This window comes from Sorangium sp. So ce117 (assembly GCF_051524395.1).
GTDB lineage: Bacteria > Myxococcota_A > Polyangia > Polyangiales > Polyangiaceae > Sorangium > Sorangium cellulosum_B.
On sequence record NZ_CP150309.1, the window covers coordinates 12291380 to 12311038 of the forward strand.

Genomic DNA, 19659 nt, shown 5'->3' on the forward strand with positions numbered 1-19659 from the left:
GGCCGGTGAGCGCCTTGACTCGGAGCGCGCGCCGTCGGTAGCGTGCTCGGGCCACATGGTTCCGGCGCCGCGCCTCGGGCTCATCGCTCTCGTCGGTGCGGGCCTCGCCTGCGGTCTCACCGCGACGCGCAGGAGCTCCGCGGACGCGACGCCGTCCCTGGCCCTGGAGCCCGCGCCGGCGGGGGATCGCTCCTTCACGGTGGAGCGCGCCGGCATCCGTGGCAACAAGCTGCTCTCGGCGCGGCTCGTCGCCGAGGTCGCGCGCGAGCCGCTCGTGCTCAGGAACGGCGCGCAGGAGCTCGATCCGGTCGTCTCGGACCAGGTCTGGCTCCACGCGCTGGCGTCCTTTTCGCTCGCGCATCGCTTCGCGCTCAACGTCGACGTGCCCTTCGTGCCCCTCCAGTCCGGCGGCGGCGAGCTCTCCTCCGGCGCGACCGCGCCGCGCGCGGGCTCGGGCGTCGATCTCGGCGACGTGCGGCTCGGCGCGCGCGTGAAGCTGCTCGGAACGGAGGACGACGCGGGCCGGGGAGCAGCGCTCGCCCTCGCGTCGTCGGTCTGGCTGCCCACTGCGTCGGACGGGTACGCGGGCGACGGCGCGGTGCGCGTGCGCGCAGCGCTCACCGCGGAGGGTGCAGGCCAGCGGCTCTACTGGGCTGTCCATGGCGGCGTCCGGACGCGCCCGTCCGAGAAGCTGCCCGGCGCCCTCCCGACCCGCGTCGGCACCGCGCTCGACGTGGGCCTCGCCGGAGGCTTCTTCGCGGACGCCCGGCGCGACCTCGCGCTCGGCGCCGAGCTCGCCGGCGATCTCACGATGGGCGGCGGAGCGCGCCTGTTCGACCCGCGGGCGACGATCGCGCACTTCCTGCTGACGGGGCACTACCGCATCGCCGGAGGCCCCTTCGAGGTGGGCGGCGCGTTCGGACCAGGGCTCGGGCAAGGCGCGGGCGCCGCCGCCTGGCGCGCGCTCGCCCTCGTGGGGTTCGCGCCCGAGCGCCCCGAACCGCTCCCCGATCGCGACGAGGATCGCGTGCCGGACAGGAGCGACGCGTGCATCGACCTGCCGGGGTTCCCCTCGCGCGACCGGCTGCTCAATGGGTGCCCGCCGCCGCCGCCCGACCGCGACGGGGACGCGATCCCCGACGAGAACGACGCGTGCCCCTCGGTCCCAGGCGAGGCCACGGGCTCGCGGCGGACGCACGGCTGCCCGACGCCGGCCGACACGGACGGCGACGGCGTGCCCGATCCCGCGGACGCCTGCCCGCGCGAGCGCGGGATCCCCCCGCCCGCGGGCGACGGGTGCCCGAAGCCCGTGGAGCCGCCGCGCGCGCGCCTCGAGGCGCAGGAGATCGCGATCTCCCAGCAGGTGCAGTTCGAGACGGGGACCGCGGTGCTCCGCCCCGAGAGCGACGCGGTGCTCGGCGACGTGGCGCGCGTGCTCGCCGAGCACCCGGAGGTCGAGCTCGTCGAGGTCCAGGGTCACACGGATCAGACCGGGACCGCGGAGCACAACCGCCGGCTCGGCCAGGCGCGCGCCGACAGCGTCGTCGCGTGGCTCGCCGCCCGCGGCGTCGCGCGCGAGCGCCTGGCGGCGAAGGGCTACGGCTCGGATCGGGCGATCGCAGACAACGCCACCGAAGAAGGGCGCGCGAAGAACCGGCGGGTCGAGTTCCGCGTCATCCGCACGAAGCCGAGCGCGCCGCCGGCGGAGCCGGCGCAAGGAGGTCCGAGGTGAGGCCGCTGCTGCGCAGCTTCGGGTTCGCGATCGCCGCGGCGATCCTGCTCTGCGGATCGTCCGGCGGGGCCGAGCCCCCCGGAGGGCGCCGCGATTCCGGCCCCCCCGCCTCCGAGGCCGATGCGCCCGGGTCGATCGGCCCCGAGGTCCTGCACATCCCGCTCCTCGAACGCCGCTCCGAGCGCGGCATCCTGCGCCCGGTGCCGCTCTCGGTGGAGCTGCCCCGTGACGTCGCGCTGAAGGCGCGTCGCGTGCTGGCACATTACCGTCTGTGGGGTGATCCGGACTGGATGACGATCGAGCTCCGGCGCAAGGGCCCGCGCTACGAGGGGGTGATCCCCTGCCGCGAGATCAGCACCGTCACCGGCGATCTCCGCTACCACATCCGCGTCCTCGACGGGGGCGGCCGCGTGATCGCCTCGGGGGCGTCGCAGGCCAACCCGTACCGCGTCGCGATCAAGCACGACACGACGCTCTCGGCCGGCGCGCGGCGCGTGGGCAAGTGCTCCGATCCCGCGGACTGTCCGCGCGGGCTCCCGGGGTGCCCGAGCGAGCCGCTCGTCGAGACCCCGTGCGGGACGGACCGCGACTGCGCGGGGGGCATGACGTGCAGCTGGCGCGGGTACTGCGAGCGCAAGGACCGCCGGCTGAGCTGGTTCACGCTCGCGGCGGAGCAGGACTTCGGGGTCTTGCCAGCGACCGGCGCGTGCAGCGTTCCGGCGCAGGAGACCGAAGGGACCGCGTGTTACCGCGACGACGGCGTGCAGTACGCAGGCAGCCCGGTGCTCACGAACGAGCCGCCCGGCCTCGGGCGCGGGCCGACGCGCGTGGTGCTCGGGTTCGACCGGCTCCTCTACTTCGACACGAGCGTCGGCGTGCGCGTCGGGTGGGCCGTGGCGGGAGAGGGGCCGACGCCGCGCGGCGGCACCCCGTTCATGCCGCTGTCGATCGCGGCGCGCGCCACGCACTGGTTCGGCGAGGATCCGTTCGCGCGCTCGGGGTTACGCCCGTTCGCCTTCATCACGGCGGGCGTCTCGATGTTCGACGTGAAGGCGACGACCCAACTCCGCGAGGATCCCACGCAGGCGTTTTCTCAGGGCGGCAACGATCTCGAGCAGACGGTCGATCTCTGGAAGCGCGCGGGCGATGGGTTCGTCGGCGTCGGTGGCGGTCTTGAGCTCGCGCTCAGCGCCGGCAGCGCCGCCGTCCTGGAGCTGATGGTGCTCGACGCCTTCCCGATCAGCGCGCTCCTGATCGCGCCGAGCGCCGGTGTCGCGCTTGGTTTCTGAGAGAGACCGATCTAGGCTCGCCTGCATGGTGCGCGCTGCTTGCCTGCTCGTGGTCCTCGCCGCGACGATGGCCGCGTGCGCTACTGACGATGCGCCGGAGCCGGAGCCGGAGCTCGAGTTTCCGGGATCGTTCGTGGCTGTGGCGGAGCAGGAGGGGCCCCTGACGCTGCGCCGCATGCTCGACCGGCTCCTCCTCGATAACGGCGAAATGCTGCTGTTCATGAGCTCCTACGACGTCGCGCCGCGCAGCTGGGAAGAGGCCCGCGAGGCCGCGAAGGATCATGACCTCCCGGTCCAGATCGAGCTGGAGATGCTGCTCAGCAGCGATCTCACCGCGCGCCCCCATCGCGTGGTGTGGTTCCGCAGCTTGACCGAAGAGGAGGAGGAGCGTGTCCCGTGACAGCACCTGGCCGCAGCCGTGTGTCCAGTCCGATCTCGAGCCCGCACCGGCGTGCGCGGCAGGCGGGCAGCACCCCGGCCGCGATCGTGGCGGTCGCGCTCGGCCTGTGCGCCCAGTTCCTCGGCGCGTGCGAGCGGCACGCCGACGTCCGCGACGAGCCTGACGCGTCGGTCCTGGACCGGGATCCGCAGCTCGACGCGGGAGACATCCCTGCGCTCGACAGCGGCCTCGGCACCGATGCCCATCCGACTTGCGGAGAGCGCCCCGAGGGCGAGTGCCGTGGAGATGTCGACTTCCCGTGTCAGTCCGACGACTGGGTGAACCGCACCGCGGAGCGCTGCCAGCTGGAGACAGGCTGCAAGACGAACGGCTGGCTCGAGGTGACGATGGGCGAGGACGGCTGCGTCGCGGAGATCGGCATGGATGAGCCGAACGACGACATCGTCGCTTGTCTGGTCGAAGAGTTCGGCGCGGTGCGCTGTCCCTGCACCAGCAGCCGGATCACCTACTTCTTCGGCCTGGGCAACACGGGAGTCTGCACGGACGACAAACCGCCGCCCGGCTGAGCGCGCGATCGAGGCACCTCAGCGACGCCGTGAGCCAGAGCGCCTCCGGGAAGAACCAGGTCCTGTCCCTAATAATACCGCCGCACTTGCGGCCCATCTTCCCGGAGAGCGCTCTTTCCGGGGCCGGGGAGCTCGGTGCGGCGCGCTGATGCCGACACGCACGCTGGCCGGCGCGCGGCCAGGCCGGCCTGGCCAGGCCGGCCAAACCAGGCCAGGAGCGTGCGCAGGGCGTTGGACAGCGCGAAATTCCGAGGTGCCCTGCGCGGCTCCGTTCTTGCCGGGACGTTCCTTCCCGGCGCAGTCGACTGCGCCGTTTCAGGGAAGGAGTTCACCATGGCCCGTTCATTCACCTCCCAGGATCTCGTCGCTCTCCCGCGCCTCAACGCTGCCGAGTCGGTCGTGCTCGCCACGGAGCTCATCACGGTGGCTGACGCCAGGGAGCAGCAGCTCAAGCCGAAGAAGCTCCCGGACGCGATCGGGCGGTCCAAAGGCCGCCTCGCCGCCGCGGTCGCCACGCTCGAGGCGCTCACCCGGCCGCACGGGGGCGATCCGGCGGAGACGAAGACCAAGCCGAAGGCCGATCGGATCCTCGACAACGCGTGGAGCGCGACGTTCGACTGGCTCGGAGGCTGGTGCAAGCTCTCGGCGGAGCGGAACCCGAGCCTCGATGAGGCGAAGGAGCTCTTCAAGCTCCTTTACCCGGACGGCCTCTCCTTCACCCGGCTGCCGTACAAGCTCGAATGGAAGGAGTCGAAGGCGCGCCTCGACGCGATCCGCGGCGCGCGGCACGACAGGACGTTCAAGAGGCTCGGCGGCGAGGGCTTCCTCTCTCACCTGGAGGAGGCGCACGAGGCGTACGGCCGGGCCTTGCACATCACGGCGCCGAAGCCCGAGAGCGCCCCGACGGGCGACGTGCGCGCCGCGTTCCTGGCGACGCTCGCCGCCCTCCGCGACTACGCGACCCGCGTCGCCGCGCATGCGGATCCGGACGTGCCCGGCAGCGAGGAGGTCAGCGCGGCGCTGCTCGAGCCGCTCGCGGCGTGGCAGTCGCGGCCCTCCGGCGCGAACGGCGGTGCCGCCGACGTCCCCGAGGCGCCCGCCGCGCCACCGGAAGCGGAAGAGGAGCCCCTGGCCGATCCGGCGTGAGCCGAGTCTAAGTGTGTAATAAGGCTCACGTTGCCGTCAAAAGACGAGTATTCTTCCCAAGATACATCTCGGCGGACCAGAACGCGTTGTGGTCGCGGGTGAGCACGCTCGCGACGGACCAGGTCGCGTCGTGGTCGCGGGCGAGCGCGCTCGCGAGGGGACCAGGTCGCGTCGTGGTCGCGGGCGAGCGCGCTCGCGAGGGGACCAGGTCGCGTCGTGGTCGCGGGCGAGCGCGCTCGCGAGGGGACCAGGTCGCGTCGTGGTCGCGGGCGAGCGCGCTCGCGAGGGGACCAGGTCGCGTCGTGGTCGCGGGCAAGCCGGGCTGCGGTCGACCAGGATGCGTCGGCCGGCGGAGGCGAATCGTCCTCGTCCTCGCGCTGCGCTCGGCGCTCGACCAGATGGACGGCGACAGCGCCGAGCTCGCCTCCGCCAAGGCAGTCTGGCGATGTGCATGGCTCTCGGCACGCGGGCCCCCGACGCCGAACCGTCCAGCGCTCCCGAGCGATCTGAGCCCGATCCTCCGGCCGATTCCGGCCCGCGAAGCATGACAAGCACGCAAGAGATCCGGCAGAATCGGAGGCTGATTCCCGGTGCTACAGTTGCCCTACTGCATGCTTCGAATGCGCCGCTTTGTGAACCGCCAAGCCGCCAAGAAATCCTAATATTTGGGCGCACTCGGCGGCTTGGCGGGTAGCTCTTCCGCAGCGCTATCTGCGGTATCTACCGCACCATCGAACAGGAGCTCCTCGGGCCTACCGCCCCGGCGAGAGGGGGGAAATCCGCGACAGGAGGCGGAAGAGTCGCCCTCTGAGCCGATGGCTCGAGCTGGCAGCTGGAGCGATCAGAACGGGATGTCGTCGTCGTTGCCGCCGCCGTAACCGCCGCCGCCGAAATCGTCCGGCGGAGGACCGGGATCCTGCGCAGCCGGCGCGGGGCGACCACCGCCGCCGCGGTTGTAGCCGCCACCCGCCGGGCGACCGCCGCCGCCGCTGTAACCTCCGCCGCCGCCCCCGCCGCCCCCGCCGCCACCGTAGCCACCGCCGCCACCACCGGGATCCGCGCCGAACGCGCCTGCGTCATCGCCGACGGCGCCGCGACCGCGGCCTCCGCCCGTCAGCAGGACGTTGTTCGCGATCACCTCGGTCTTGTAGCGCTTGTTGCCATCCCGGTCGTCGTAGCTCGACGTGCGGAGCGAGCCCTCGACGAAGATCGAGGAGCCCTTGCTGAGGATCTTGCCCAAGGCCTCGGCGCGCTTGCCCCAGATCACGACATTGTGCCAGTCCGTCCGTTCTTTCCGGACCTTGTCGCGGTCCAGGTACGATTCGGTCGTCGCGAGCCGCAGGTTCAAGACCGCCTGACCTCCCTGGGTGAACCGGAGCTCGGGGTCGGCGCCCAGGTTGCCGAGCAGCATCACGCGATTCAAGCCTTCGGCCATCGTGACTCCTTCCCTAGGAGGGGCTCAGCGCACGTTGCGCTGAACGAACGTCGCCTGCTTCACTCCCCCATGGACGCTGACGCGTCAAGGGTCGCGGCGCGCTGAAAAGCACGCGGCGCGCCCGCGGCGGGACGGGCGTGGGCCTCGGTCCGGGCGGCGCGGCGTCGCTCGATCCCGCCCGATCCCGCCCGATTCCGCTCACCCGCCCGCTCCGGCTTGCGCGAGGAGGTCGGACAGGAAGAACCGGGCGATCGTGAAGTAGAGGAGGATCCCGAGGACGTCCACGAGGCTCGCGATGAACGGCGTGGAGCTGGTCGCCGGATCGAGGCCGAGGCGCCGGAGCAGGAGCGGGAGCATGGCACCGACGGTGCAGCCCATGAGGACGATCGCCATCAGCGTCGCGCCGATCGTCAGGACGAAGCCGGTGCCGTCGCCCCAGAGCCAGACGCGGAGCATGCCGATGGCGGAGAGGATAAGGCCGAGCACGACCGCCTGCCCGAGCTCGCGGACGAGGACGCTCGCCCAGTCGCCGACGCGCACATCGCCGACGGCGAGGCCGCGGATGATGAGCGACGACGACTGCGAGCCGGAGTTGCCGCCCGTCGAGATGAGCAGGGGCACGTAGTAGGCGAGCGTCGCGACGGCCTCGAGCTCGTGCTCGAAACGCCGGAGCACCTCGCCGGTCATGAACTCGCCGACGAACAGCACGGCGAGCCACGGGGCTCGCTTCTGGATGAACGTCCAGAAGCTCGTCTTGAAGTAGCTGTCCTCCATGGGGCCGACCGCGCCGAGCCGCTGCATGTCCTCGGACTGCTCCTCCGTGAGGACGTCCATCACGTCGTCGACGGTGATGACGCCGAGCAGCTTGCGGTCCGCGGAGAGCACGGGCAGCGCGTTGAAATCGTACTTGGCCATGGTCCGCGCGACCTCTTCCTGGTCGGTCTCGGGGCTGACGGCGAAGACGTTCTCGGTCATCACGTCCGCGAGCTTCTCGGACGGCGAGGCGAGCAGCAGATCGCGCAGCGACACGACGCCGATGAGGTGCCCGCGATCGGAGACGATGTACACGTAGTAGATGGTCTCGGCGTCCTCGCCGACGGCGCGGATGCGCTCGATCACGTCGGCGACCGTGAGGTGGATGCCCACCGACACGTAGTCGGTGGTCATGAGGCCGCCGGCGCTGTCCTCGGGCCACTTGGCGAGCTCCTCGACCTCGGCCGCCGCCTCGGGGTCGACCTTCTCCAGCGTGGAGAGCAGCGTGCCGCTGACCTGGTCCGGGAGGGCCTCGATGAGGTCCGTGCGGTCGTCGGCCGCCATCTCGGAGACGATCGGCGCGATGCTCTCGACGCCCATCTGCTCGACGAGCGCCTCTTGGGTCTCGCCGTCGAGGCGCTCGAAGATGGGCGCGGCCTCCTCGGCCCTGAGCGCCATCAGGACCTTCGCCGCTTCGGCGTCGTCCAGCAGGCCGATGAGGTCGGCGAGGTCCTCGTCGTGGATCTCGTCCAGCAGGTCGGAGAGCTGCGCCGGATCCTCGGTGAGCAGCTGCCGTACCTCCGGGACCATGGCGAGGGCGACGCGCAACATGCCCGGGCACTGACCACAACTCGGCCCTGCTGGGAAGCGGCAAACCCCACCGGCGCCGGGCCCGCGACCCACCCAGCTCCCTGCATCGACCGAGGTTGGGTTGCGGCGCCGCGGCCGACCGCCGCCGCGGCCGACCAAGGTTGGGCCTCCCACGAGCGCCGGTCGCGCGCGATGGAGGCTGGGCTCCCGCGACCCGTGAAGAGGTGGTTTGCAATACAGTGATAAGTGAACTTTCTCGATTGGCCGACCCAGGTTGAGGACCAGGTCGGAGGAGCCAGGTCGACCCAGGTTGAGGGGCGGGTCGCCTACTGCGTTGGCTATCGCGCAATCAGGTTGACGTCGCGGCGGCGCGCGGGGCATGGAGGGCACGGGTCCGCGGCGGCGGCATCTCGTTTGCTACGGCACCCCTTCGCGGGGTCGAGCGGGGCCGGCCGGGTCGAATTGACAGCCTTCCGGTCGGGTCCCTAGCATCGGGCTCCCGTCGAGCCGTGGATCGCCTGCGGAAGTCGGTCATGGGCCCGTGGACGGCGGGCCTTTTTGGTGGCTTGACCGCCGCGCAACTGGATCGGTGGTCGAAAGGAAAGTCGAATATGACGCGGATAGAGCGTGAGAGCAGGCGCCCGTGGAGGGGCGCGGTGAGGCTCGCCATGGCGGGCCTGCTGATCGCGGGCACAGGCAGCGCCTTCGGATGTCTGAGCCGCCCCATCGCCGAGAACAAGCCCCGCTCGACGTCGACGATCGTCGAGCGGCTGACGCAGAGCTCGGTCGACAAGATCGATCTCCTCCTGGCGATCGACAACTCGGGCTCGATGGCCGACAAGCAGGACGTCCTCGCCGCCGCGATCCCCGACCTCGTCCAGGGACTCGTCAACCCGCGCTGCATCCACAAGGACGGCACGATGGCGACCACGGTCGCCTCGCCCAACACGCCCTGTCCGCAGGACTACAAGCGTGAGTTCGAGCCGGTCAAGGACATCCACATCGGCATCATCAGCTCGAGCCTCGGCGGCCATGGGTCGGGCTCCTGTAAGGCGGCGACGAGCGCCTCGAACGAGGACATGGGGCACCTCCTCGCGCGCACCGATGAAAACTCCAACGTCAACGACATCCCGACCTACCTCAACAGCGGCTTCCTGGCCTGGGATCCGGATCAGAAGCTCGACGGCGAGGCGGAGAGGCCGGATCCGAACGACGGCGAGGCGGACATCACCGCCGATTCGAACGCCGACCTCAACAACACGTCGCTGGTCGGGCAGCTCACCGCGATGGTCGAAGGCACGGGGCAGACCGGCTGCGGCTTCGAGGCGCAGCTCGAGAGCGTGTACCGCTTCCTCGTCGACCCGGAGCCCTACGAGACGATCGGCATTGACGCGGAACAGAACGTCGTCGTCACCGGCGAGGATGCCGTCGTCAAGAAGCAGCGCGCCGACTTCATGCGGCCGAGCTCGCTCCTCGCGATCATCATGCTCACCGACGAGAACGACTGCTCGATCCGCGAGGAGGGCAAGAACTACCTCGTGGCAGAGGCCGGGCCAGGCTTCCGCCTGTGGCGGCCGCGCGTCGAGTGCGCCACCGATCCGGGCGACAAGTGCTGCAGGTCGTGCAGCCAGAAACAGGACGGCTGCCCCGAGGACCCGGCGTGCAAGGGCCCGGACGGCAACGCCGCCAGGCTGACCCCCGCGGAGGACCCGGTCAACTCTCGCTGCTGGGAGCAGAAGCGCCGGTTCGGCTTCGACTTCCTCTATCCGATCGACCGCTACCGGCGCGCCTTCACCGAGGCGCAGATCCCGAACCGCAGGGGCGAGCTGGTCCCGAACCCGATCTTCAGCGATCCGAACCCGGACGACCTCGACTCCAACGTCCGCGATCCCGGGCTCGTCTTCTTCGCCGGTATCGTCGGCGTGCCGTGGCAGGACATCGCGCGTCAGGACGCGCAAGGCCAGCCCGACCTGCTGAACGGCCTCAACCAGGACGGCGAGCCGGTCGGTGGGTTCAAGAACTCCGACGAGCTCAGCGCTCCGGTGGCCGGCGCCGCCAGCACCTGGGAGCTCATCCTCGGCGATCCCGCGACGTACCAGCCGCCGAAGGATCCCTTCATGATCGAGTCGCTGGTGCCGCGCTCGGGCTCGAACCCGATCACGGGCGACACGATCGTCGGGCCGCAGGAGACGGGCTGGAACGCCATCAACGGCCGCGAGTACACGATCCCGACGACGAGCGTGGGGGACCTCCAGTACGCTTGCATCTTCGATCTCCCCGTGGACGCGGTGAAGACCTGCGACGGGATGGCTCAGAGCTGCGACTGCAGAGCGGTGGGGGGTCAGCCGAACGACAACCCGCTGTGCGAGCCGGACGCGGGGAACAACCAGGAGGATCCGGCGCCCAGGTCGACGACGCAGATCAAGGCGAAGGCCTACCCGGGCCTCCGCGAGCTGCAGCTCATCCGGGAGCTCGGCCCCCAGGGCATCGTCGGCTCGGTGTGCCCGCGCCAGCTCGACAACGACGGCGCGGCCGACTACGGCTACCGGCCGGCGATCGGCGCCATCATCGACCGCCTGAAGACGGTGCTCGGCGGCCAGTGCCTGCCGCGCACCTTGACGCCGGACGCGGACCAGCAGGTCTCCTGTCTGATCCTCGAGGCGCGCAACTCGCAGGGCCAGTGCAACTGCCTGGATGAGAGGACGCCGGGGCGCCTCGAGGTGACGGGCCCTCATACGGCGGCGAAGGACGAGGTGCTCTCGCTCGACATCGCGAAGGCGTCCGGCTGGGACTGCGTGTGCGAGATCCAGCAGCTCGAGGCCGACGGGGCCAACGCGTGCAGGACCAACGTCGGCGACATCGAAGACGTGCACGGGTGGTGCTACGTCGACCCGTCGATCCGGCTCGGCGATGCCGCTATCGTGGCCGACTGCCCGTCGACCGAGCAGCGCAAGATCCGTTTCACGGGCAAGGGCGAAGCCCAGCAAGGGGCCACGCTGTTCATCACCTGCTCCGGCGAGTAGGCGACGTCAGCTAGCGTCAGCTAGCGTCTGATTGAGCCCGGCGCGCGGGGTGCGATCGTGAGGTCGCGCCCCGCGGCGCTTTTGTGGCCCCGGAGCGGCGCCGGCGAGCCGGGCCGACGGAGCGCTCGGGGGGACCTGCCCGGTTTTGTGCTAAGACCGGACTCCGTCGTGGTGGCACGCAAGAAGATTCTCATCATCGAGGACGAGCCCCACATCGTGCTGGGGCTGACGGACGCCCTCGAGTTCGAGGGCTTCTCGGTGGCGTCGGCCTCGAAGGGGAAGGACGGCGTGCTGCTCGCGCGGCAGGAGAAGCCGGACGCCATCCTGCTCGACCTGATGCTCCCCGACACCAACGGCTTCAAGGTCTGCGAGGACCTGCGGCGCTGGGACGCGTTCGTGCCGATCATCATGCTGACGGCCCGCGGCCAGGAGATCGACAAGATCCGCGGCCTCGACGCGGGCGCCGACGACTACGTGACCAAGCCGTTCAGCGTGGGCGAGCTCATCGCCCGCCTGCGCGCCCTCTTCCGCCGCGCCGCCCGGCCGGCCGAGGCGCCCGTCGAGGTGTTCTCCATCGGCAACGTGCAGATCAACATGACCGCGCACACGGTCTCGCGGGGCTCGCGCTCGGATCAGCTGTCGTTCTACGAGGTCGAGCTCCTTCGCCTGCTGCACGAGCGCGTGGGCCAGCCGGTCTCGCGCGAGGAGATCCTCCAGAAGATCTGGGGGATCGAGGCCGGGCCGTCGAACCGCACGGTCGACAACTTCATCGTCAAGCTGCGCAAGAAGATCGAGCGCTCGCCCGACAAGCCGGAGCACATCCTCACGGTCTACGGCTTCGGTTACAAGCTCGCTCCCTGACGGAGCGGCAGGACGTTGCGGAGGTCGCAAGGCACCGTCACCGCGGCGTCGGTGATGCGCTTCGCATCGAGCTCGGGGAGGCGCGCGCCCTCGCGGATCTGCCGCGCCTCGAGGCGCAGCCGGACGAGGCCCGGGCTGCCCGTCTCGCCGGCGTACCCGACCACGTCACCCGCGTCGAGGCGCGCGCCCGCCACGACGCCGGGGCCAGGGCGATCGAGGTGGCCATGGAGCAGGAGGTACCTGCGCACGCGATCCACGTCGCGCGCCTCGCGCACGTCGTGCGCCGTGGCCACCGTGATCCCGGACAGCGCGCCGACGAAGACGACCTCGGCCTTCCCCTCCTGGCCCTCGAGCCTGAGCGCCGCCACCCGCTCGCCGCGCGCCGCGGCGATGTCGATCCCGCCGATCCACGACGGCGGCTCGGGCCGCGCGGCGCCGATCGCGGCGACGGAGCCCGCTGCAGGCAGCGCGCCCGCCCCGGCTGGAGCGTCCTCGACAAGGAGGAACCCCGGCGGCGCGTCCGGCGCGCCGAGCGGGAACGTGTACGCGGCGGCGCTCGCCGGACGTTCCGGGCGGCGGGGGATGTGCTCCTGGGCCTGGCTGCGCGTGCCCGCTCCGGCGGGACGCGCGCCGGCAGGATCAGAGAGCGCCGCAGCGCCGCCTTCGGGGAGCGGCGCGCCCGGAGCAGGCAGCGGGACGCAGGCGGCGCCCTCCGGCACGGTGCGCGGGCCGCAGAGCGCCGCCGCGCCCGCGGCGCCGCGCGCCGCGGCCGCCGGAGGGACGACCGCGGGCGGGGGCGGCTCGGGATCGTCGATGCCGCCCAGCGCGAGGACCAGCGCCGACGCCGCGGCGCCGCGCACCAGCGGGGAAGGGGAGACCGCCGCCCTCGCCGGGCGGGCTTGCAATGAGCCGGACACACGCATGCCACGAACGGTCTACCGCATCGCGCGCGGCGGGCGAGCTCGATGCAGCGGCGGCGCGCTCGTCCCGCCCGGCTTGCGCGCCGCGGCCCCGGCGTGGGCGGCGCCGGGCACGCGCGGCCGCGCCCGCCGTGGACGGGAATTCGCGAGGAACAGGCCCTTGTTGCCTGCCGGCTTGCGGAGGCGACGCGCTGTTGATAGCTCCTCTTCGTGCAAAATCGTCAAGCGATCGAGACGACCCTGAACAAGCTGTTCGACGCGGAGCGCACGGCTCGCCGGCTCCACGACGACCTGACGGCCATGCCCGGCGACGGGCTGCTGGATGTCCTCACGGACGCGATCGCGGCCGCGACGCGCGAGAACGACGAGGACGAGGCGGCGCTCCGGCTGGTGCGTATCGCGTCGCTGCTCGGCGAGCACGAGGGGCCGCGCGCGCTCGACGCGCTCATCGATGTGCTCGCGTCGGAGCACCCCGAGGCGCGGCAGGCCGCGGGCGAGGAGATCGAAACGCTGGCCTACGATCGGTTCAAGGAGGTCGCGCAGGCGATCGAGCGCGCGCTGAAGCGGCTGCCGGTGGGCTCGTCGGCGCTCCCGGAGCTGCCGTACCTCATCGCCGAGGTGCCGGAGCCGGGCGTGCCGAAGCTGCTCAGCCAGTTCCTGAGCCACAAGGATCCGGACGCGGTCGCGGCGGCGATCGAGACGCTTGTCGAGATCGGTGACCCGGCGCATGCGCCGCTCATCCAGCCGCTGCTCGACGACAAGCGCACGGTCGAGCTCGCGGACGACGGCGGCGACGACGCGACGTCGGAGGTCACGATCGGCGAGCTCGCCGAAGAGGCGCTCAGCCTCCTCGCGCCCTACGACGACGAGGAGGACGGGGTCGCCTGATGATCGGCCCGCCGCTGAGCGCGGCGGACGCCGTGTTGTTCGAGCACGCGGTCGTCCCGCGCTACCTCTCGTTCTTCGCCTCGCTGGCGGTCGAGATGCTGCTGCCCTCCGAGGCGGCGCGCATCGTCCACCTCGGCTGCAGGAGCGGCTTCCCCGACGCGATCGTGGCCGACAAGCTGCCCGGCGCGACCCTCGTGGGCGTGGACGGCTCCGCCGCCGCGCTCGAGCTCGCGCGCGACAAGGCCGCGCTGTTCTCCGGGATGAACGCGAGCTACGTGCTCGCCGACGCCTTGCCGACGCCGCTGCCGGACGCGAGCTTCTCCCACGCGTTCACGCTGCACCCGGTCTGCCGTCCGAGCGAGCGGGCGCAGCTCCTCGCCGAGCTGCGCCGGGTCCTGGTCCCCGGCGGCCAGGCGCTCATCGCGCTGCCGTTGCGCGGTTCGTTCCCGGAGATCGCGGACATCGCGCGGGAGTGCGCGCTCAAGCAAGACCTCTCGGAGCTCGGCGCCGCGGTGGACGCCGCCGCCGTCAGCCGCCCCACGATCGAGACCATCGCCGAGGAGATCGAGGGCGCGGGGCTCGACGAGGTCGAGGTCGACGTCCAGCTCATCGCCGTGTCGTTCGAGAGCGGGCGTGAGTTCCTCGAGGATCCCATCTCGAGGTTGATGGTGATCCCCGAGTCGACGGCGATGCTCGACGTCGAGCCGCAGATCATCGACTCGATGCTCAAGTACCTGCACCACGCGGTCTCGAAGTACTGGTCCGAAGGGGTCTTCGAGCTGACCGTGAACGTCGGGTGCGCGAGCGCTCGGCGCCCCCTCGTCTGATCACGGTCGACGATCGGGCCAGGGCGCTGGTCGCGCGGAGCGCGGCCAGCGCTAGCGCCCGCCGCCGCGGAGGCCGAGCTCGTCGAGCCCGGCGAGCGCCGCGAGCGAGACCGGGTGGTACGGCGGCCGCGGGGTGATCGGCTTCCGGGCGTCGCCCCCGCGCTCCTCGATGAGCCGCGCGCAGAGCGCGAGGCACCACTTGCCCTGGCACCAGCCGGTGCCGAAGCCCGTGTAGCGCTTGACGGACTCGATGTCCTTGTAGCCGCGATCCATCGCGGCCTCGAGCTCGTGCAGCGTGACGTCCTCGCAGCGGCAGACGAGCGTCTTCATCGACCTAATCGCCCTCGTACTCGCAGCGGGCGTCGCAGGTCTCGAAGATGGTGACCCGATTCAAGGACGGCAGCGACGGCGCGAGGCGGGTCCAGATCCACCGTGCGAGCACCTCGCTCGTCGGGTTCTCCAGCCCGGGGACCTCGTTCAGGTAGTGGTGATCGAGAAGGTCGTGGAGGGGAGCCCAGGCCTCGTAGAGGTGGCTGTAATCGATGAACCACCCCGTCTCCTCGTTCACCGGGCCGCGGATCGCGACCTCGACCTTGAAGCTGTGACCATGGAGGCGCGCGCACTTGTGCCCCTGCGGAACCTTGGGAAGGCGGTGGGCGGCCTCGAAGCGGAACTCGTGTACGAGACGGACGTTCATCGGAGCAGCGGTCATGGGGCGGTCGCCGTGGGGCGTCAACGCCCCGTGGCCCGAACAGGGGGCGGCGTGAGTACGGGGTTCCCTCGAGGGGCTCGAGCGACTATACCGCCGGCCATGCCGCAGAAGCCCGCAGTGAGAGCCAAGAAGAAGCGTCGCGATACGAAGCGCCTGGCGAACTGGCGCGCCAAGAAGGAGCTGCAGAGCGCCCAGGGGACGCCGGCCGAGCCGGCCGCCGCCGCGCGGTCCGGCAGCTGAGCCTCGAGCACCGGCCCCGGCCGGTGCTCAGCTCGCCGGCTCGTCCTCTTCTTCGTCGTCGTCTTCGTCGGGTTCCGGCGACGCCGGTCCCCTGCGTCGCGCCGCGCGAACGGTCGCGACCTCGGCCCGAGACGGGTTGATCACCAGGAAGCCGTGGTCCGCGTCGAGGAGCGCGACGTCTCCTGGCGACGCCCAGCGGAACGCCCCCGCCACATCCACGATCGACGGCACGCCGAGCAGCTGGAGGAGCACGAGCGAGCGCGGCCCGGACCGGTCGCTGAGCGCGACGCCCACCGGGTGGGCCCGGGCGGAGATCAAGAGGTCGAAGACCGTCAGCTGGTCTCCCACGAGGACCGCCTTCGACGGGAGCTCGGCCCGGGCATCCGGGGTCGCCAGCATCAGGATCGCATCGCAGAGATCCTCGATGTCACGGGCGCGATCCTGCAAGAACGGGTCACCGACGATCCCGTTGGCGGCCCGCGCCACCTCGCGAGCGACCGTCCCGAGCGCCTGCGCGACGTTGCGCCCGCTGGCCGCGAGCTCGAAGGCGCGCGCGCGCAGGCGGCCGTCGCCGATCATCAGGAGGTAGGTCGAGAGGAACGCCGCCTCCTGCGCGAGCCCTCGCTTCGCCGCGCGCGCGTTGAGGTCGAGGAGCGCCTTCTCCGCGATGTCGAACGCGAGCCGCAGGAGCTTCGGATCGCCGCTGCCCTGCCGCGCGCCGAGCGATGAGGTCGCCGGCCGCCGCAGGGCCGCGATGGCGCCGAGCGCGCGCCCGGCGACGACGGGCAACCCCGGCAGCGTGACCTTGCGCGTGCCGCCGCCCGTGCGCCGCCGCCGCTCGCGCAGCTCGTCGAGCACCTGCGCGTGGCGAGCGCCGGCCGCGATCGGCGCGGTCAGCGCCATGACGAGCTCGACGTCCCGCGCCGTGAAGGCGCGATCGCCCGCCCGCTGCACGACCAAGGCGCCGAGCGGGCGACCGCTGCCGAGGATGGGCGCCGCGAGGAAGACCGGGAAGCGCTCTTCGCGGAGCTCAGGGAACGCGCGATAGCGCTCGTGCTCGGTCGCCTGGACGACCGAGATCGGCCGCAGGCACTCGACCGCCATGCCCGTGATGCCCTGCCCGACCGAGAGCCGCACCGTGCCGCGCGCCTCGCGCGGAAAGCCGACGTTGCCGCGCAGCACCAGCTCGTCGCCGTCGCCCTCGAGGAGGTACAGCGAGGCCACGTCGGCGCCGAGGATCGCGGCGATCCGCTGCGGCGCCTCGTCGAGGAGGAGCGACAGCGGCATCGGCTTCGCCACGAAGGCCAGGTACTCGATCACGAGATCCAGGCGCTCGTCGCGGCGCACCTGGATCCTCGCGGAGGCGACCGACGGCGGCGCGCCCTCGTCGTCGGCGTCCGCGACGCGGGCCGAGCTGCCGGCCGGGTCGCTCGAGACGGACGCGCCCTCCTCGTCGGGGCGGAGCCCGTCCAGCGGGCGGTCCACGAGGCTGTCCCGTGAGCCCTCCACGCCGGACGGCGTCGCCGACGGGCTCGCGATCGCTTCGAGCTCCGTGGGCGGGTGGGTCGCCTTCGGATCGGTGCGCGACGACATGCCATGATCGCTATCACACACCGTCGCTCGAGCGCACCTTGCTCCCACCACGCCCCGATCGTGTCGCGGTCTGGACGGCGCGGCCGCGCGACGTGCGCGCTCGCCGCGAGCCGCCCGCGCGGGCAGCCGGACGTCAGGGCGTCCGCAGATCGACAGGGCCGTCGAGGGGCGGGCGCTGCATCCGCCCGAGCGCGGAGAGCCGGGCGCGCGGGGCTGCCGCGGCCGCCGCGCGCGCGAGCGTCCCGCCTCCGCTTGCGCCGATCGCGGTGATCGCGCCGCGGAACGGCGCGAGCAGCGCCGGAGCGGCCTCGGCGCTGCTCGCCGCCACGTGGACGACGCGCGCCGCCGGCGGCAGCAGCAGCGATCGCGGCGCCGGATCCAGGCCGACCCCGTGTCCTCGACCTTCCCAGAACGAGCCCACGGCCTCGAGCGTGGCCCGGTACATGGTCACCTCCGCGCGGGCGGCGCCGTCGAGCGGCCCGCGCGGGACGCGCGCGCCCGCCTCCTCGAGCGCCTCGTGCAGGGCGCGCGCGAGCGCCTCCGCGCGCTCGGCCGGGCCTTCCACCAGCGCGAAGCGCGGCGACAGGCAGCCGCGCTGATCGAACGGCACGACGTCCGCGGCGATGTCCCGCGCCGCCTCGACGAGGTTCGCGCCCAGGCCGACGACCGCGAGCCCCAGGCCGGCGCCGTGCCCGCGCACCAGCACGCCCGGGCCGGCCTGGGCCCGCAGCGTCGCCACGGTCTGGTCCGAGCCGTAGACGTGCAGCTCGGCGTGCGGCAGATCCCCGGGAACCCGCTCGCCGGCCGCCGTCCCGGCGTCCCCGAGCGAGACGTCCGCGACCAGCGCGATGGCCCCGCCGGCGCGGCGGAAGCCTTCGTCGGCCTGCAGCGCGCGCACGAGGAGCTCCGTGATCACCGGATCGCGGCGGGACGGGCGCACGAAGACCTCCGGCGCTGTGGCCGTCGCGACGGCGATGGCCCGCAGCGGCGCCGTGCAGACGTTGGCCGCCAGGACCACGTGGCAGCGGCGCGCGCGCCCCGAGGCCGCCACGAGCGCGTCGAGCTCGCCGTCGCTCGGCGCGACCTCGAGGTGGCGGCCGAGCGCGAGCTCCACGCCCTCGGGCGAGAGGCCGCTCGTGGAAGGCAACCGCTGGCGCGCCTCCTCGCCCAGCGGATCGCGCGCGTCCGCGATCCGCGCCGCCGCGGCGACCGCGCGCTCGACCCGGAGGCGCCGCGCCGCGCCGTCGTCCATCGTCACGGCCCGCCGCCGAGCATCTGGTCCATCGCAATCGAGCAGCCGCGCGGCGGCGCCCCGGACGCGCGGCCCAGGAGCTCGACGCCCTCCGCGGTGACGCGCACGCGGTCGGCGGTCTGGATGGCGACCGCCGAGTCGACGTTCGCGAGATCGACGATCCGCGCGAGCCCGATCGCCCCCGCGGGGAGCGGCGCGAGCGTCTCGGGGTCCACCGCGGTGACGCGCGTCCAGGGAGGCGCGAGGTACAGCCCCGGCGCCGCGCCCGGTGCGCCGGCGAGCGCCGCCGCGAGCGTGCCCTCGTAGAGCTGGCTGGAGAGCTCGGTCATGCCGTACTCGCTCACCACGTGCGAGAGGGGCACCCCCAGCGCCCGCGCGATCGACGCCCGCAGCTCCTCCGCGGGCACCTCCCGCGAGCGGCCCTTGTAGCCGCCGGTCTGCATGACCCGGCTCCCTTCGGGCAGCAGCGCCGCGCCCTCGGGCAGCCGCGCCTCGATCAGGTGCTCGATCAGATGCACGAAAGCGAACGACGTGCCGAGCACGAGCGCCGGCTCTCCCGAGGCGCGCGCCTCGGCGCACGCGCGGGCGAACCCTGCGGCGTCCAGCTCGCCGCCGCGAACGTGCCAGCTCGCCGGCCCCGAGAGGCGCGCCGCGAAGCGGTCGATCATGAAGCCGAGCGACGAGTCCGGCGCCTCGTGGAGCGGCGGCGCGAGGACGATCGCCCGGAGCCGCGCGCCGTCGGGCCACAGCAGGCGCTCCCCCCACGCGAGCGCGGCGAGCTCGTACGTGGCGGTCGTGCGGAACGGGTGCTCGCCGCGGGACGCCGCGCCGAGGGAGGTTCCGCTCGTGCGGAAGACGCGCTCGTCCGCCTCCGGTGGGTGGGCCGCGACGCGCGCGAACCGGAACACGTCGCACGGCACAGCGGGGATCTGCGCCGCGTGATCCATCGCGGCGACGTCCGCGCCGCGCGCCTCGAACAGGCGGGCGACCGGCGCGCAATGCGCGGCCTGGTGCCGGGCGAGGGCGATCGCGAGCGCATCGAAGGTCTCCGGGAGCGCCCCGCGCTCGCCCTGGTCCTGCGGTGCAGAGGCGGCCACCGCTCGGCCGGCCCCTGTCGAGCCCGCCCCGTCCACGCCGAGCGACGCCTCGATGAACGCCCGCGCGCGGCGGTGCAGCGCCTCGCTCTGGTCTATCGGTCCCACGGGCACCGGG

At 72.5% G+C, this 19659-nt stretch carries 18 protein-coding genes; 10 read left to right on the plus strand and 8 right to left on the minus strand.

Going from position 1 to position 19659, the window contains the following annotated elements:
* Positions 1-55 precede the first annotated feature (55 nt).
* The 5 genes from WMF46_RS46120 (at position 56) to WMF46_RS46140 (ending at position 5133) form a co-directional block, all read left to right on the plus strand.
* Positions 56-1732, plus strand: a complete 1677-nt coding sequence (locus tag WMF46_RS46120) for an OmpA family protein (RefSeq protein WP_437983061.1) — start codon at positions 56-58, stop codon at positions 1730-1732.
* On the plus strand, positions 1729-3021 hold the full coding sequence (locus tag WMF46_RS46125; protein ID WP_437983062.1) for a hypothetical protein: 1293 nt from the start codon (positions 1729-1731) through the stop codon (positions 3019-3021). Before WMF46_RS46120 ends, WMF46_RS46125 begins: the two co-directional genes overlap by 4 nt.
* Positions 3022-3046: 25 nt before the next feature.
* Entirely contained in the window at positions 3047-3421 is a 375-nt protein-coding gene (locus WMF46_RS46130) for a hypothetical protein (RefSeq protein ID WP_437983063.1), read from the plus strand.
* Positions 3418-3987, plus strand: coding sequence for a hypothetical protein (locus tag WMF46_RS46135; RefSeq protein WP_437983064.1), 570 nt, complete (start codon positions 3418-3420; stop codon positions 3985-3987). The genes WMF46_RS46130 and WMF46_RS46135 overlap by 4 nt, the downstream gene beginning before the upstream one ends.
* Before the next feature lie 333 nt (positions 3988-4320).
* A complete protein-coding gene (locus tag WMF46_RS46140) occupies positions 4321-5133 on the plus strand; it encodes a hypothetical protein (protein ID WP_437983065.1) in 813 nt (270 codons plus the stop codon).
* Positions 5134-5974: 841 nt separating this feature from the next.
* Here WMF46_RS46140 and WMF46_RS46145 read toward each other — a convergent pair.
* Entirely contained in the window at positions 5975-6568 is a 594-nt protein-coding gene (locus WMF46_RS46145) for a single-stranded DNA-binding protein (RefSeq protein ID WP_437983066.1), read from the minus strand.
* A gap of 198 nt (positions 6569-6766) precedes the next feature.
* Positions 6767-8152, minus strand: a complete 1386-nt coding sequence (gene mgtE / locus WMF46_RS46150; RefSeq protein ID WP_437983067.1) for a magnesium transporter — start codon at positions 8150-8152, stop codon at positions 6767-6769.
* Positions 8153-8799: 647 nt separating this feature from the next.
* On the opposite strand from mgtE, the gene WMF46_RS46155 reads away from it, so the two are divergent.
* Together WMF46_RS46155 and WMF46_RS46160 are read left to right on the plus strand one after the other, a co-directional pair.
* Positions 8800-11154, plus strand: a complete 2355-nt coding sequence (locus WMF46_RS46155) for a hypothetical protein (RefSeq protein WP_437983068.1) — start codon at positions 8800-8802, stop codon at positions 11152-11154.
* 171 nt (positions 11155-11325) lie between these two features.
* Entirely contained in the window at positions 11326-12015 is a 690-nt protein-coding gene (locus WMF46_RS46160; protein ID WP_437713728.1) for a response regulator transcription factor, read from the plus strand.
* On the opposite strand, the gene WMF46_RS46165 is transcribed toward WMF46_RS46160, so the two are convergent.
* Complete coding sequence (locus tag WMF46_RS46165; protein ID WP_437983069.1) at positions 11997-12932, minus strand: M23 family metallopeptidase; 936 nt, start codon at positions 12930-12932, stop codon at positions 11997-11999. The two genes, WMF46_RS46160 and WMF46_RS46165, sit on opposite strands and share 19 nt — an antisense overlap.
* Positions 12933-13145: 213 nt before the next feature.
* Between WMF46_RS46165 and WMF46_RS46170 the strand changes: the two genes are divergently transcribed.
* The gene (locus tag WMF46_RS46170; RefSeq protein ID WP_437296418.1) at positions 13146-13823 is read left to right on the plus strand and encodes a HEAT repeat domain-containing protein; all 678 of its coding nucleotides are present in this window, start codon (positions 13146-13148) and stop codon (positions 13821-13823) included.
* Positions 13823-14650, plus strand: coding sequence for a class I SAM-dependent methyltransferase (locus WMF46_RS46175; protein WP_012241227.1), 828 nt, complete (start codon positions 13823-13825; stop codon positions 14648-14650). The genes WMF46_RS46170 and WMF46_RS46175 overlap by 1 nt, the downstream gene beginning before the upstream one ends.
* A 51-nt stretch (positions 14651-14701) precedes the next feature.
* Here the strand turns inward: WMF46_RS46175 and WMF46_RS46180 are convergent, their stop codons facing one another.
* Positions 14702-14980, minus strand: coding sequence for a (2Fe-2S)-binding protein (locus tag WMF46_RS46180; protein ID WP_437983070.1), 279 nt, complete (start codon positions 14978-14980; stop codon positions 14702-14704).
* Between the two features lie 4 nt (positions 14981-14984).
* Entirely contained in the window at positions 14985-15347 is a 363-nt protein-coding gene (gene queD / locus WMF46_RS46185) for a 6-carboxytetrahydropterin synthase QueD (protein ID WP_012241229.1), read from the minus strand.
* A gap of 132 nt (positions 15348-15479) precedes the next feature.
* Between queD and WMF46_RS46190 the strand changes: the two genes are divergently transcribed.
* Complete coding sequence (locus WMF46_RS46190; RefSeq protein ID WP_272096326.1) at positions 15480-15602, plus strand: hypothetical protein; 123 nt, start codon at positions 15480-15482, stop codon at positions 15600-15602.
* 27 nt (positions 15603-15629) lie between these two features.
* On the opposite strand, the gene WMF46_RS46195 is transcribed toward WMF46_RS46190, so the two are convergent.
* The 3 genes from WMF46_RS46195 to WMF46_RS46205 form a co-directional block, all read right to left on the minus strand.
* Positions 15630-17195, minus strand: coding sequence for a GAF domain-containing protein (locus WMF46_RS46195; RefSeq protein WP_437983071.1), 1566 nt, complete (start codon positions 17193-17195; stop codon positions 15630-15632).
* A gap of 133 nt (positions 17196-17328) precedes the next feature.
* Positions 17329-18447 carry an acyl-CoA reductase gene (locus WMF46_RS46200; RefSeq protein WP_437988008.1) on the minus strand — a complete coding sequence of 373 codons (1119 nt, stop codon included), beginning with the start codon at positions 18445-18447 and terminating at the stop codon, positions 17329-17331.
* A 2-nt stretch (positions 18448-18449) separates the two neighbouring features.
* Positions 18450-19649 (minus strand): acyl-protein synthetase, encoded by a 1200-nt coding sequence (locus tag WMF46_RS46205; protein ID WP_437983072.1) that lies wholly within the window; start codon positions 19647-19649, stop codon positions 18450-18452.
* Positions 19650-19659 lie beyond the last annotated feature (10 nt).

Coding starts and splice junctions, on each gene's coding strand:
- WMF46_RS46120 (WP_437983061.1), top strand. CDS start 56: ATGGTTCCGGCGCCGCGCCTCGGGCTCATCGCTCTCGTCGGTGCGGGC.
- mgtE (WP_437983067.1), bottom strand. CDS start 8,152: ATGTTGCGCGTCGCCCTCGCCATGGTCCCGGAGGTACGGCAGCTGCTC.
- WMF46_RS46145 (WP_437983066.1), bottom strand. CDS start 6,568: ATGGCCGAAGGCTTGAATCGCGTGATGCTGCTCGGCAACCTGGGCGCC.
- WMF46_RS46130 (WP_437983063.1), top strand. CDS start 3,047: ATGGTGCGCGCTGCTTGCCTGCTCGTGGTCCTCGCCGCGACGATGGCC.
- WMF46_RS46200 (WP_437988008.1), bottom strand. CDS start 18,447: ATGGACGACGGCGCGGCGCGGCGCCTCCGGGTCGAGCGCGCGGTCGCC.
- WMF46_RS46175 (WP_012241227.1), top strand. CDS start 13,823: ATGATCGGCCCGCCGCTGAGCGCGGCGGACGCCGTGTTGTTCGAGCAC.
- WMF46_RS46155 (WP_437983068.1), top strand. CDS start 8,800: ATGGCGGGCCTGCTGATCGCGGGCACAGGCAGCGCCTTCGGATGTCTG.
- WMF46_RS46180 (WP_437983070.1), bottom strand. CDS start 14,980: ATGAAGACGCTCGTCTGCCGCTGCGAGGACGTCACGCTGCACGAGCTC.
- queD (WP_012241229.1), bottom strand. CDS start 15,347: ATGAACGTCCGTCTCGTACACGAGTTCCGCTTCGAGGCCGCCCACCGC.
- WMF46_RS46140 (WP_437983065.1), top strand. CDS start 4,321: ATGGCCCGTTCATTCACCTCCCAGGATCTCGTCGCTCTCCCGCGCCTC.
- WMF46_RS46195 (WP_437983071.1), bottom strand. CDS start 17,195: ATGTCGTCGCGCACCGATCCGAAGGCGACCCACCCGCCCACGGAGCTC.